This is a genomic window from Pseudomonas sp. B21-035, from assembly GCF_024748945.1.
Taxonomy (GTDB): Bacteria; Pseudomonadota; Gammaproteobacteria; order Pseudomonadales; family Pseudomonadaceae; genus Aquipseudomonas.
Window position 1 is genome coordinate 48,162 of record NZ_CP087179.1, and the last position, 13,232, is coordinate 61,393.

General features: G+C 62.4%; 13 protein-coding genes and 1 pseudogene. 12 read left to right on the forward strand and 2 right to left on the reverse strand.

All coding sequences use genetic code 11. The annotated features are described in order from the left end of the window. Nucleotides 1-6: 6 nt before the first annotated feature. The 3 genes from LOY22_RS00245 to LOY22_RS00255 all read left to right on the forward strand — a co-directional run bounded on the left by LOY22_RS00245 (nt 7) and on the right by LOY22_RS00255 (nt 3,755). Nucleotides 7-1,068 (forward strand): PA0069 family radical SAM protein, encoded by a 1,062-nt coding sequence (locus tag LOY22_RS00245; protein WP_258595687.1) that lies wholly within the window; start codon nt 7-9, stop codon nt 1,066-1,068. A 245-nt stretch (nt 1,069-1,313) separates the two neighbouring features. After that, entirely contained in the window at nt 1,314-2,033 is a 720-nt protein-coding gene (locus LOY22_RS00250) for a carbonic anhydrase (RefSeq protein ID WP_045200712.1), read from the forward strand. 162 nt (nt 2,034-2,195) lie between these two features. After that, nucleotides 2,196-3,755, forward strand: a complete 1,560-nt coding sequence (locus tag LOY22_RS00255; RefSeq protein ID WP_258595689.1) for a SulP family inorganic anion transporter — start codon at nt 2,196-2,198, stop codon at nt 3,753-3,755. Between the two features lie 12 nt (nt 3,756-3,767). Here LOY22_RS00255 and LOY22_RS00260 read toward each other — a convergent pair whose 3' ends face one another. Then, entirely contained in the window at nt 3,768-4,415 is a 648-nt protein-coding gene (locus LOY22_RS00260) for a hypothetical protein (RefSeq protein WP_093377637.1), read from the reverse strand. A gap of 368 nt (nt 4,416-4,783) precedes the next feature. Here LOY22_RS00260 and coxB point away from each other — a divergent pair, with 368 nt between their 5' ends. The 4 genes and pseudogenes from coxB to LOY22_RS00280 all read left to right on the forward strand — a co-directional run bounded on the left by coxB (nt 4,784) and on the right by LOY22_RS00280 (nt 9,048). Continuing rightward, nucleotides 4,784-5,911: a cytochrome c oxidase subunit II gene (gene coxB, locus LOY22_RS00265; protein ID WP_045200706.1), complete on the forward strand. Its 1,128-nt coding sequence runs from the start codon at nt 4,784-4,786 to the stop codon at nt 5,909-5,911. Nucleotides 5,912-5,963: 52 nt separating this feature from the next. Then, nucleotides 5,964-7,553 (forward strand): cytochrome c oxidase subunit I, encoded by a 1,590-nt coding sequence (ctaD, locus tag LOY22_RS00270; RefSeq protein ID WP_045200704.1) that lies wholly within the window; start codon nt 5,964-5,966, stop codon nt 7,551-7,553. 25 nt (nt 7,554-7,578) lie between these two features. Then, nucleotides 7,579-8,147, forward strand: a pseudogene (locus LOY22_RS00275) (cytochrome c oxidase assembly protein). Between the two features lie 13 nt (nt 8,148-8,160). Next, nucleotides 8,161-9,048: a cytochrome c oxidase subunit 3 gene (locus LOY22_RS00280; protein ID WP_045200702.1), complete on the forward strand. Its 888-nt coding sequence runs from the start codon at nt 8,161-8,163 to the stop codon at nt 9,046-9,048. A gap of 6 nt (nt 9,049-9,054) precedes the next feature. Here LOY22_RS00280 and LOY22_RS00285 read toward each other — a convergent pair whose 3' ends face one another. Next, on the reverse strand, nt 9,055-9,258 hold the full coding sequence (locus tag LOY22_RS00285; protein ID WP_045200700.1) for a twin transmembrane helix small protein: 204 nt from the start codon (nt 9,256-9,258) through the stop codon (nt 9,055-9,057). A gap of 63 nt (nt 9,259-9,321) precedes the next feature. On the opposite strand from LOY22_RS00285, the gene LOY22_RS00290 reads away from it, so the two are divergent. Genes LOY22_RS00290 through LOY22_RS00310 form a run of 5 tightly spaced genes read left to right on the forward strand, consistent with a single transcriptional unit; the run spans nt 9,322 to nt 13,226 of the window. Next, the gene (locus LOY22_RS00290; protein WP_093377631.1) at nt 9,322-10,062 is read left to right on the forward strand and encodes an SURF1 family protein; all 741 of its coding nucleotides are present in this window, start codon (nt 9,322-9,324) and stop codon (nt 10,060-10,062) included. Then, a complete protein-coding gene (locus tag LOY22_RS00295) occupies nt 10,028-10,621 on the forward strand; it encodes a hypothetical protein (protein ID WP_093377627.1) in 594 nt (197 codons plus the stop codon). The genes LOY22_RS00290 and LOY22_RS00295 overlap by 35 nt, the downstream gene beginning before the upstream one ends. Before the next feature lie 9 nt (nt 10,622-10,630). Continuing rightward, on the forward strand, nt 10,631-11,713 hold the full coding sequence (locus LOY22_RS00300; protein WP_045200695.1) for a heme A synthase: 1,083 nt from the start codon (nt 10,631-10,633) through the stop codon (nt 11,711-11,713). Further along, nucleotides 11,698-12,597 carry a heme o synthase gene (cyoE, locus tag LOY22_RS00305; RefSeq protein WP_195885379.1) on the forward strand — a complete coding sequence of 300 codons (900 nt, stop codon included), beginning with the start codon at nt 11,698-11,700 and terminating at the stop codon, nt 12,595-12,597. Before LOY22_RS00300 ends, cyoE begins: the two co-directional genes overlap by 16 nt. After that, entirely contained in the window at nt 12,594-13,226 is a 633-nt protein-coding gene (locus LOY22_RS00310) for an SCO family protein (RefSeq protein WP_093377622.1), read from the forward strand. The genes cyoE and LOY22_RS00310 overlap by 4 nt, the downstream gene beginning before the upstream one ends. Nucleotides 13,227-13,232 lie beyond the last annotated feature (6 nt).

The following is a 13,232-nucleotide window of genomic DNA, read 5'->3' on the forward strand; positions in this document are numbered from 1 at the left end:
TTTTTCATGTTCAATCCTCAAGGGCCGGTGCGGGGTCGTGGCACCGCGAGCAATCCCCATAACCGCTTCGCCCCGAATCGCTCGGTGGCCGAGGATGACGGTTGGTACCAGGAAGTGCCCCTGACCCAGGGTACCGAAGTACGCATCGAAACCGCCAAGACCATCATCACCCGCAACAACTCGCCCGACCTGCCCTTCGATCGTTCGATCAATCCTTATCGCGGCTGCGAGCACGGCTGTATCTACTGCTATGCCCGGCCCAGCCACGCTTATTGGGATCTGTCGCCGGGGCTCGACTTCGAAACCAAGCTGATTGCCAAGACCAACGCTGCCGCCGTGCTCGAACAGCAACTGAGCAAGCCTGGCTATGTGTGCGCACCGATCAACCTGGGCTCCAACACCGACCCCTACCAGCCCATCGAACGCGAGCAACAACTGACCCGGCGCCTGCTCGAAGTGCTGCTGCGCTACCGGCACCCGGTCACCATCGTCACCAAGGGCTCACTGATTCTGCGCGACCTGGACCTGCTCGCCGAGCTTGCCCGGCAGAATCTGCTACAGGTGATGATCAGCCTGACCACCCTGGACGACGAGCTCAAGCGTACGCTGGAGCCACGGGCAGCGGCGCCCAAGGCACGTCTGCGGGCGATCCGGGTGCTGACCGAGGCCGGTGTGCCGGTGGGTGTGCTGTGTTCGCCGATGATCCCGATGATCAACGACAGCGAGCTTGAGCACTTGCTCGAGGCGGCCAAGGCTAGCGGCGCCCTGAATGCGGCCTACATGATGCTGCGCCTGCCGCTGGAGGTGGCACCGCTGTTCGAGCAATGGTTGCTGGACCATTACCCCCAACGGGCCAATCATGTCCTTAGCCTGATTCGCCAGAGCCGCGGTGGTGAGTTGTACGACAGCCGCTTCGGTACGCGCATGCGCGGCGAGGGGGTATTTGCCGAGTTGCTGGCGCAACGCTTCAGCAAGGCGATCCGCCGCCTGGGGCTGAATCGGCGCGAAGGCTACGCGCTTGATTGCACAGCGTTTTGTCCTCCAGGCGGGCAGATGTCGCTGCTCTGATTTCATTAATGGGTATTGGCCATTAATGTTTTTTTGCTATTATCCAGACACCTCTTTGAATCTCTGGAACGCCCGTTCTAGAGCCTCGCAATTCAGTTTGAGTTAAGTTTCGCCGAGTAGCGTAGGAATTCAGTCAACAACTGATGTGATGGTTGGCGCGCGTATTTCATCCAACTGTCATACGCCGTTTGAATCATCAACCCGGTAAAATGGACTTAACCCAAAACCGTCAAAGAGGATGAATCATGCCCGTCAAGGACCCATCCAAGGTTGTCCCGCAAGCCCCAGCCGAGAGCGCCGATGCCGCTCTGAAGCATATCGTCGACGGCTTCCTGCGCTTCCATCATGACGTTTTTCCCGAGCAGCAAGAGCTGTTCAAGAAACTCGCCACCGCGCAAAAGCCCCGTGCGATGTTCATCACCTGTGCCGACTCGCGCATCGTGCCCGAATTGATTACCCAGAGCTCCCCTGGCGACCTGTTCGTGACCCGCAACGTCGGTAACGTCGTGCCTCCTTACGGGCAGATGAACGGCGGTGTGTCCACCGCCATTGAGTATGCGGTGCTGGCCCTGGGTGTTCACCACATCATCGTCTGCGGTCACTCCGATTGCGGCGCCATGCGCGCGGTGCTCAACCCCCAGAGCCTGGAGAAAATGCCGACGGTCAAAGCCTGGCTGCGCCATGCCGAGGTCGCCCGCACGGTGGTCGAAGACAACTGCTCCTGTGGTAGCGAGCATGAAAGCATGCAGGTGCTGACCAAAGAAAACGTCATCGCCCAGCTGCACCACTTGCGCACTCACCCGTCGGTGGCTTCGCGCCTGGCAGCCGGCCAGCTGTATATCCATGGCTGGATCTACGACATCGAAACCAGCCAGATCGAGGCCTATGACGCCGCCAGCGACAGCTTCCTGCCGCTAGCCCAAGGCCAGCCGATCCCCTGCGCCACCCCAAAAGGCCGCTACTAAGCGTCCCTGACACCCCCGCGAATCGCTGATTGACGGCTGCACCTGCCTGGTGCGGCCTGGTCATCGGCTGCCTTGAATCTCCCTGATTGCCGTGCCGGCGCCCGCTGGCGGTATGCGGCTGCGCGTAAGTCAGGGGTTGTGCCAGCGGCCATTGGAATGGCCATGAAACGTGAGAGAAGGAGTAACAGGGTGAACAAGACACAAGTGAAAGCGGCCTTGCCGCGTGAATTACTGGCGTCAGTAGTCGTGTTTCTGGTCGCCCTGCCCTTGTGCATGGGCATCGCCATCGCCTCGGGCATGCCACCGGCCAAGGGCCTGATCACCGGGATCATCGGCGGTATCGTCGTTGGCTGGCTGGCCGGCTCGCCGTTGCAGGTCAGCGGTCCGGCCGCCGGCCTGGCGGTGCTGGTGTTCGAACTGGTGCGCCAGCATGGCGTGGCGATGCTCGGCCCGATCCTGCTGTTGGCCGGCCTGCTGCAACTGCTCGCCGGCCGTTTGCGCCTGGGCTGCTGGTTCCGGGTCACGGCGCCGGCGGTGGTGTACGGCATGCTCGCGGGTATCGGCGTGCTGATTGTCTTGTCCCAGGTGCATGTGATGTTCGACAGCGCCCCGCAACCTTCGGGCCTGGCCAACCTGCTGGGCTTTCCGGCGACCCTGGCCCAGGCATTGCCGCTGGAAAGCCCGGGCAACGGCTGGAAGGCCGGTGCGCTCGGGCTGGGCACCATCGCCATCATGTGGGGGTGGGAGCGCTTGCGCCCGCAGTCGCTGCGCTTCGTGCCTGGGGCTTTGCTAGGCGTGGCCTTGATGACCGCGATCAGCATCTGGCTGGCAGTGCCGGTGAACCGCGTCGAAGTGCCGGCTAACCTCAGCGAAGCCATCGACTGGCTGAGCCCGGCCGACCTGCTCCACCTGGCCGACCCCAACCTGCTGGTCGCCGCCTTTGCCCTGGCCTTTATCGCCAGCGCCGAAACCTTGCTATCTGCAGCCGCTGTCGATCGCATGCACAACGGCCAGCGCTCGGACTTTGACCGCGAACTGTCGGCCCAGGGCCTGGGCAATATGCTCTGTGGCGTTCTGGGGGCACTGCCAATGACCGGGGTTATCGTGCGCAGCTCGGCCAACGTCCAGGCCGGGGCGCAAACGCGCCTGTCGGCGATCCTGCATGGGGTCTGGTTATTGGCTTTCGTGGTGGTGCTCAGCAGCGTGCTGCAGCAGATTCCGGTGGCTAGCCTGGCGGGTGTGCTGGTCTACACCGGGATCAAGCTGGTCGACTTCAAGGCCTTTCGCGGGCTGGGGCGGTATGGCCGGATGCCGATGTTCACCTATGCGGCGACAGCGTTGGCGATCATCTTCACCGACCTGCTGACCGGCGTACTGCTCGGTTTTGCCCTGACCCTGCTGAAGCTTGCGCTCAAGGCCGCACGCCTGAAAATCAGCGTGGCCAGCCTTGATCAACCGGGCCATATGCAACTGCGCCTGAGCGGTGCGGCGACCTTTCTCAAGGTGCCGGCACTGGCCCAGGTGCTGGAAGGCATTCCGCCCGGGACCACCCTGCACGTGCCGTTGGCCAACCTCAGCTACATCGACCACTCCTGCCTGGAGCTGCTCGAGGACTGGGGCCGGGCCAATTCCGGCAAGGGCTCGCGGCTGCTGATCGAGCAGCGGCGGCTCAAGCGCCGGGTCGAAGGGCGGGTGCGGACAACCGCCGGGTTGGGGGCTTGAACCGAATCAGCCTCAAGCCGACTGATCCAGCTCCAGGCCCACACCCAGCTGACGCGACAGGCACGGCCAGCGCTTCCAGGCTTCGCCGGTGTTCGGGCTGCTGAGCTTGTCGCGGTACTGCTCGACCGACTCCAGGGCAAAGCTTTCTTCGTTGAGCATCTCGTCCACCGAGTGGTGCACCACTTCATCCAGCTGATTGGCAAACTGCTCGCCGATCAGCTGGTGGGCGATCAGGTTGGCCACCGTGGTGTCGAGCGGGATCAGCGGCTGGTTGAAGTGCTTGATGTACAAGTCGTTAACTTCTTCCACCAGGCGATGGGCCAGGTAGGCCTCATCCAGCAGGCAGCCCAGGCCGAGGTGGGTATCGGTGATGGCGGGCGGTTGCAGGAAGTACTGCTCGGCGATTTTCAGCACCGGTTTGATCTGCGACTCGATGCCGGCTTCGCGGGCAACCTCGTTGGCCGCCTCCAGCAGTTCCGGTACCTGATCGATATAGGCGTCGACGAAGCGCACCAGGGCGCCTTGGGCATCGGCCTCTGGCAGATGGATCGAAGGGTGCAGGCGGGGCAGCTGGTTTTCCAGTTGAGTTTTCAGTTGGCCGGTTTCGGTCTCATGTTGACGGGCACGGGTAATCTGCTCGCGCAAAGCGGCGATGTTCATGACAACTCCAGGGTAAAGGCGTGACAAACGGAAGACATAAGGTAGCTCGGTTCTGAAAATGCCTAAGACGCATTTGGCATAACCATTAACAACTTAATATTCGCCAATTATATCTAAATGCCATCATTGTGCCTCAAGCCAGGTAATTAGCGGCTTTGCGCGCAAACGTTCAACTTCTGCCGATGTTTTCCCTGTGCGCATTGCGGCGCCGGGGTCGCTGTCTATACTCCGGTTTGAAAGTGATTCGCTGATGAGGCCCGACTGCAGTTCGCAGGGGCTCGGTCGTCGAAGTTCGCAGTCTTGGCCGCCGTACCCTTAGCCGTAGGTCCACGCCTCCGGGATAACAAGAACGATAAGGGGAACCCGCAATGATGCGACATCCACATGTCTGGATGGGCCTCCTGTTGTGGTCGGTATTCGGTCAGGCGCACGCCGCCTGGACCGTGAACATGGCGCCAGGGGCGACTGAAGTCAGCAACGCAGTGTTCGACCTGCACATGACCATTTTCTGGATTTGCGTGATCATCGGCCTGGTGGTCTTTGGCGCAATGTTCTGGTCGATGATCATCCACCGTCGTTCCACCGGCCAGCAGCCCGCGCATTTTCACGAGCACACCTGGGTCGAGATCATGTGGACGGTGGTGCCGTTCCTGATCCTGGTGGCCATGGCCATTCCGGCGACCAAGACCCTGATCGATATCTACGATGCCAGCGAGTCGGACGTCGATATCCAGGTCACCGGCTACCAGTGGAAATGGCATTACAAATACCTGGGCCAGGATGTCGAGTTCTTCAGCAACCTGGCTACCCCCGCCGATCAAATCCACAACAAAGCACCCAAGGACGAGCACTACCTGCTCGAAGTCGACCAGCCGCTGGTGCTGCCGGTGGGTGCCAAGGTGCGCTTCCTGGTCACCGCCGCCGACGTTATCCATTCCTGGTGGGTGCCGGCCTTTGCGGTCAAGCGCGATGCCATTCCAGGCTTCGTCAACGAAGCCTGGACCCGGGTCGAGAAGCCCGGCATCTACCGCGGCCAGTGCACCGAGCTGTGCGGCAAGGACCACGGCTTCATGCCGGTGGTGGTCGAAGTCAAGTCCAAGGCCGACTACGACACCTGGCTCGGCGAGCGCAAGGCCGAGGCGGCCAAGCTCAAGGAGCTGACCAGCAAGGAATGGACCCTGCAAGAGCTGGTCGAGCGCGGCGACAAGGTTTACCACACCACCTGCGTGGCCTGTCACCAGGCCGAAGGTCAGGGCCTGCCGCCGATGTTCCCGGCGCTCAAGGGCTCGAAAATTGCCACCGGGCCCAAGGAAGATCACCTGAGCCTGGTCTTCCACGGCAAGCCGGGCACGGCCATGGCCGCCTTCGGCAAGCAGCTCTCGGAAGTCGATATCGCCGCCGTAGTGACCTACGAACGCAACGCCTGGGGCAACAACAAGGGCGATATGGTCACGCCAAAAGACGTGCTGGCGATCAAACAGGCAGAAAGCAAATGAGCCGGGTTGATGCCTATCCGCGCCCCCGCCACCGGACTGCAGGAGACAGGACATGAGCGCAGTGATCGACGACCACAGCCACGGTCATGAGCACGCCCACGGGCCGGCCAAGGGCCTGATGCGCTGGGTGCTGACCACCAACCACAAAGACATCGGCACCATGTACCTGTGGTTCAGTTTCATGATGTTCCTGCTCGGCGGCTCGTTCGCCATGGTCATCCGCGCCGAGCTGTTCCAGCCCGGGCTGCAGATCGTCCAGCCGGAGTTCTTCAACCAGATGACCACCATGCACGGCCTGGTGATGGTCTTCGGCGCGGTGATGCCGGCCTTCGTTGGCCTCGCCAACTGGATGATCCCGCTGATGATCGGCGCGCCGGACATGGCCCTGCCACGCATGAACAACTTCAGCTTCTGGCTGTTGCCGGCCGCGTTCCTGCTGCTGGTCTCGACCCTGTTCATGCCCGGTGGCGGACCGAACTTCGGCTGGACCTTCTACGCCCCGCTCTCAACCACCTACGCGCCGGAAAGCGTGACCTTCTTCATCTTCGCCATCCACCTGATGGGCATCAGCTCGATCATGGGCGCGATCAACGTCATCGCCACCATCCTCAACCTGCGTGCCCCGGGCATGACCCTGATGAAAATGCCGCTGTTCGTCTGGACCTGGCTGATCACCGCCTTCCTGCTGATCGCGGTGATGCCGGTACTGGCAGGCGTGGTGACCATGATGCTGATGGACATCCACTTTGGCACCAGCTTCTTCAGCGCTGCCGGCGGTGGTGACCCGGTATTGTTCCAGCATGTGTTCTGGTTCTTCGGCCACCCCGAGGTGTACATCATGATCCTGCCGGCCTTCGGCGCGGTCAGCTCGATCATCCCGGCGTTCTCGCGCAAGCCGCTGTTCGGCTACACCTCGATGGTCTATGCCACCGGCGCGATTGCCTTCCTGTCGTTTATCGTCTGGGCCCACCACATGTTCGTGGTCGGCATTCCGGTGGTCGGCGAGCTGTTCTTCATGTACGCGACCATGCTGATCGCGGTGCCCACCGGGGTGAAGGTGTTCAACTGGGTGAGCACCATGTGGGAAGGCTCGCTGACCTTCGAGACCCCGATGCTGTTCGCCATCGCCTTCGTCATTCTCTTCACCATCGGCGGCTTCTCCGGATTGATGCTGGCGATTGCTCCGGCGGACTTCCAGTACCACGACACCTACTTCGTGGTGGCTCACTTCCACTACGTGCTGGTGCCCGGGGCGATCTTCGGCATCTTCGCCTCGGCCTACTACTGGCTGCCGAAGTGGACCGGGCACATGTACGACGAAACCCTGGGCAAGCTGCACTTCTGGTTGTCGTTCATCGGCATGAACATGGCCTTCTTCCCCATGCACTTCGTCGGCCTGGCCGGCATGCCGCGCAGGATCCCCGACTACAACCTGCAGTTCGCCGACTTCAACATGATCTCCTCGATTGGCGCCTTCACCTTCGGCGCCACGCAGATCTTCTTCCTGTTCATCGTCATCAAGTGCATTCGCGGCGGCGCTCCGGCGCCGGCCAAACCCTGGGATGGCGCCGAAGGGCTGGAATGGTCGGTGCCGTCACCGGCGCCTTACCACACCTTCCAGACTCCACCGGAAGTGAAATGAACCGCTTCGGCCTGAGGATGCAGCCATGAGTGAAGGGACCTCGCTCAAGCGCCTGGTGTGGCGGCTGATGCTGCTGACCGTGGTGATGTTCGCCTTCGGTTTTGCCCTGGTGCCGATCTACGACGTGATGTGCAAGGCGTTCGGCATCAACGGCAAGACCGGCGGCCAGTACGAAGGCACCCAGGTCAGCGACCTGAACCGCACGGTGAAGGTGCAGTTCATGTCGACCAACGCCAGCGACATGGTCTGGGATTTTTATTCCACCGCCGACCAGATCGACGTCAACCCGGGGGCGGTCAACCAGATGGTGTTCATCGCTCGCAACCCGACCGACAAACCCATGAGCGCCCAGGCCATCCCCAGCATTACCCCAGCCGAGGCGGCGGCGTATTTCCACAAGACCGAATGCTTCTGCTTTACCCAGCAGGTGCTGCAGCCGGGGAGCGCATCGAAATGCCGGTGCGTTTCATCGTCGACCGTGACCTGCCCAAGGATGTGAAACACCTGACGCTGGCTTACACGCTGTTCGATATCACCGCTCGCCACCCGCCGGTCGCACACCTGGCGGACCCGGTTGCACAGGGCGCCCGATAAGGAGAACACCACGATGGCTTCCCATGAGCACTATTACGTACCGGCGCAAAGCAAGTGGCCGATCATTGCCACGGTCGGCATGTTCATCACTGTGTTCGGCCTCGGCACCTGGTTCAACGACCTCAAGGCCGGGCGGCCGGAGTCCCACGGGCCGTGGATCTTTTTCTTCGGTGCCTTGTGCCTGGCCTACATGTTGTTCGGCTGGTTCGGCGCGGTGGTCAAGGAAAGCCGCGCCGGGCTCTACAGTCCGCAGTTGGACCGCTCGTTCCGCTGGGGCATGTCGTGGTTCATCTTTTCCGAGGTGATGTTTTTCATCGCCTTCTTTGGCGCGCTGTTCTACGTGCGCAACCTGGCCGGGCCCTGGCTTGGTGGTGACGGCGCCAAGGGCGTGGCGCACATGCTGTGGCCGAACTTCGAGTTCTCCTGGCCGCTACTGAACACGCCAGACCCGAAACTGTTTCCGCCGCCCAAAGACATCATCGACCCCTGGCACTTGCCGCTGATCAACACCATTTTGCTGGTCAGCTCCAGCGTCACCATCACCATCGCCCACCATGCCCTGCGCAAGAACCATCGCGGGCCACTCAAGGCCTGGCTGGCGCTGACCATCCTTCTTGGCTTGTCGTTCCTGGTGCTGCAGGCCTACGAGTATCACGAAGCCTATACCGAACTGGGGCTGACCCTGGGTTCGGGTATCTATGGCGCAACCTTCTTCATGCTCACCGGGTTCCACGGCGCCCACGTGACCATGGGCACCCTGATTCTGATCGTGATGCTGGTGCGCATCCTGCGCGGGCATTTCAACGCCGACAAACACTTCGGTTTCGAGGCGGCCAGCTGGTACTGGCACTTCGTCGATGTGGTCTGGGTGGGGCTGTTTATCTTCGTTTACGTGCTGTAGCCGGGTTCAGAACGGCGCGTGGGAAACCAACTGGCCGCTGTAGAAACCCCAGGTCACCAGGGCCAGGGTCAAGGCGGCCAGGGTGACACGAATAGTCAGGGCTTTGAGCAGGCGAGTCGACTGTCCGTCGTCCTTGACCAGAAAGAACAGGCCGCTGAACAGGCTGGCGATGGTCGCCAACAGCATCAGGACAATCGCGGCTTTGAGCATGGCGAAACTCCGGGGGGATGCAGTGATGAGTACAAGTATAGCGACTGACCTTTCGAGGGCCCGGTGAAGCGCTTTCGCCCCGGCATCGTGCCGACCCTGGTGGTGCTCCTGCTGCTGCCGGGATTGATCGCACTGGGCTGCTGGCAGCTGGCACGCGCCGAGCAGAAGCGCCAGCTGCTGCAGGTGTATGCCGAACGCAGTGCCGGCGACGCGGTGGGCAGCACGCAGTTGCTGCAGATCGCCGATCCGGCCTATCGCCGGGTGCACCTGTACGGCCAGTTCGATAGCCAGCACAGCTTGTTGCTGGATAACCGCATGCGCGATGGCCAGGTTGGCGTCGAGCTGCTGCAACCCTTTCTCGACCAGGCCAGCGGCCTGTGGCTGTTGATCAATCGCGGCTGGCTGCCGTGGCCGGACCGGCGCATCCCGGTGCAGTTCAGCACCCCTGGGCAAGCCTTGAGCCTGGACGCCTCGGTGTATGTCGCCCCGGGCACCACCTTCCAGCTACATGCCGACCCGCAAGGCGGCAGCTGGCCGCGGCTGATCACGGCGATTGACGCCGGTGCACTGTGGCCGCAACTGGGCCGCGAAGGTTTTGCCCATGAATTGCGCCTGGAACCGGGCCCGGCCAGCTACCGGCTGGACTGGCCGGTGGTCGCCTTGGGCCCGGAAAAACACCTGGGTTACGCCGTGCAGTGGTTTGCCCTGGCGTTGGCCCTGGTGCTGCTCTACCTCTACTTCGGCTGGCATAACAACAAGGAGAAACAGCATGGGAGCCGCCACAAGTCCACTCAACATGTCTGAGGGCAGGCAACCGCGCAATCGTGCGCGTGGGCGCCTGCAACTGCTGCTGATCCTGCTGGTGGTCCTCGGCCCGATGATCCTCGCCACCAGCATGTACAAACTCAAATTCTGGGTGCCCGACAGCCGCAGCTACCACGGCGAAATGATTGGCAACGGCCAGACCCTCGCCGACCTCGGCGTCAGCGCTGAGGAAGGACGCTGGCAACTGCTGGTGAGCACGCCCAAAGAGTGCGGGCTGGACTGCCAACAGTTGGTGTACCTGGCCCGGCAGATCCAGATCGGCCTGGGCCGCGATGCCAGCCGTGCCAGCCATGCCCTGGCCACCGCCCAGCCACTGACGGCGGACTACCAGGCCAAGCTCGAGCGCGAGTACCCGCAACTGCAACGCTACCCCCTGGACCTGTCGCGCTATGGCGCGCTCAGCCAGGGCAAACAGGATGCCCAGCTGTGGATCGTCGACCCGCACGGCAACCTGGTGCTGCGCTACGACGCCAGGGTCAAGGGCAAGGACTTGCTCAATGACCTGCGCCACCTGCTGAAGCTGTCCAATATCGGGTAGGACATTGCCATGGCCAGACCTGGATTTCGCCTCGCTGTCTTCGCCACCCTGCTGGCACTGGTTGTCGTGTTGCTCGGTGCCTACACCCGTCTGACCCATGCCGGCCTGGGCTGCCCTGACTGGCCCGGCTGCTATGGCTTTATCAGCGTGCCCAAGACTGAAGCACAGCTGGCCCACGCCGAGTTGCACTTTCCCGACACTCCGGTGGAAGCGCACAAAGGCCGCAACGAAATGGTCCATCGCTACTTTGCCGGCACCCTGGCCCTGGTGATCACCCTGCTCGCCCTGCAGGCCTGGCGCCGCCATGGCCGCGACGGCCAGCCCTATCGCCTGCCGCTGTTGTTGCTTGGCGTGGTGTTTGCCCAGGCGGCTTTCGGCATGTGGACGGTGACTCTCAAGCTGTGGCCGCAGGTGGTCACGGCACATCTATTGGGCGGCTTTGCCACCTTGAGCCTGTTGTTTTTGCTCAGCCTGCGCCTGTCACGGGCCTTTGCGCCGTTGCCCAAGCTGCCTTTGAGCGTGCGCCGGGTGGCGGCGCTGGGCTTGCTGGTGGTGATCGGCCAGATCGCCCTGGGCGGTTGGGTCAGCGCCAACTACGCGGCAGTGGCCTGCATCGACCTGCCGACCTGCCATGGCCAGTGGTGGCCGCAGGCAGACTTCGCCAACGGCTTTCACCTGACCCAGCATATCGGCCCCAATTACCTCGGTGGCCAGCTCGACAGTGACGCGCGCACGGCGATCCATATGAGTCACCGCCTGGGCGCTTTGCTGGTGACGGCGGTCATGCTGGTCTTGAGCTGGAAGCTGCACCGTCATGGTTTGAGCCGGCTGGCCGGGTTGGTATTGGCGGCGCTGGCGCTGCAGGTGAGCCTGGGCATCAGCAACGTGCTGTTCCATCTGCCGCTGGCCGTGGCCGTGGCCCATAACGCCGGTGGCGCGCTGCTGTTGCTGAGTATGGTGCTGGTCAATTACCGCATTCGACTGGTTGCCCAGGCAAAGGTCCGCCGGGTCAGCCAGGGCTGGCGCCTGACCCCGCTGGCGAGCGGCGGAGTCGTTCATTATCTGGGAGATAATTCATGGCGACGCTTCTGAGCGAGCGCAGGCTGCAGGCAGGCTGGCGCGATTACCTCGAGCTGACCAAACCCAAGGTGGTGGTGCTGATGCTGATCACCTCGCTGGTCGGCATGTTCCTCGCCACCCGTGCCGGGGTGCCGTGGACCATCCTGCTGTTCGGCAACCTGGGCATTGCCTGTTGCGCCGGTGGTGCGGCAGTGGTCAACCATGTGGTCGACCGGCGCATCGATGCCTTGATGGCGCGTACCCATAAACGCCCGATTGCCGAGGGCCGCGTGGCACCGGCGGCGGCGCTGACCTTTGCCCTGCTGCTGGCGACCCTGGGCATGGCATTGCTGCTGGTGTTCACCAACGCCCTGACCGCCTGGCTGACCCTGGCCTCGCTGCTCGGCTACGCGGTGATCTACACCGGCTTTCTCAAGCGCGCCACGCCGCAGAACATCGTTATCGGCGGCCTGGCCGGCGCTGCGCCGCCGTTGCTGGGCTGGGTGGCGATCAGCGGGCACATTAGCGCCGAGCCATTGCTGCTGGTGCTGATCATCTTCGCCTGGACCCCGCCGCACTTCTGGGCCCTGGCCATTCACCGCAAGCAAGAGTACGCCAAGGCTGATATTCCGATGCTGCCGGTGACCCACGGCGAGCACTACACCAAGGTGCATATCCTCCTGTACACCCTGGTGTTGCTGGCGGTCAGCCTGTTGCCCTACGCCATCCACATGAGCGGGCCGTTGTACCTGGCCTGTGCCCTGGCCCTGGGCGGGCGCTTCCTGCAGTGGGCCTGGGTGTTGTACCGTGGCAGTCGGCCGCACGCGGCGATCAAGACCTTCAAGTACTCTATCTGGTACCTGTTGCTGCTGTTCATCGCGCTGCTTGTTGACCACTACCTACTGTTGAACCTATGACTCGAACCCAGAAAACCGTCTTTATTCTCGTTGCCCTGGTCGCCGTGATCCTCGGGCTTACCGTCAACAAGGTGCTCAATGGCCGCAGCGAAGGCAACCCGACCGAGCTGATCGATGCCGGCATCATCCTGCTGCCGCAGAGCCGCACCGTGCCTGCCGTGCAAATGACCGACGAACAGGGCCAGCCTGTGGTGATGGACGAGCTCAAGGGCAAGTGGTCGCTGCTGTTCTTCGGCTACACCTTCTGCCCGGACATCTGCCCGACCACCCTCGCCCAGCTGCGCCAGGTTAAAAGCGAGCTGCCCAAAGAGGCTGTTGAGCGTTTGCAGGTGGTGTTGGTCAGCGTCGACCCGAACCGCGACACCCCGGCACAGCTGAAGCAGTACCTGGGTTATTTCGACAAGGATTTTCGCGGGGTGACCGGCTCGCTGGAAAACATCCAGAAGCTGGCCAATGCGGTGAGCATTCCGTTCATTCCGGCCGATACCAGCAAGCCGAACTACACGGTCGATCACAGCGGCAACCTGGCGTTGCTGGGGCCGGACGGCAAGCAGCGCGGGTTTATCCGCGCGCCGTTCAACAACCAGAAGCTGGTTGCGCAGTTGCCTGGGCTGGTTAAGCGCGACTAAAAGCAT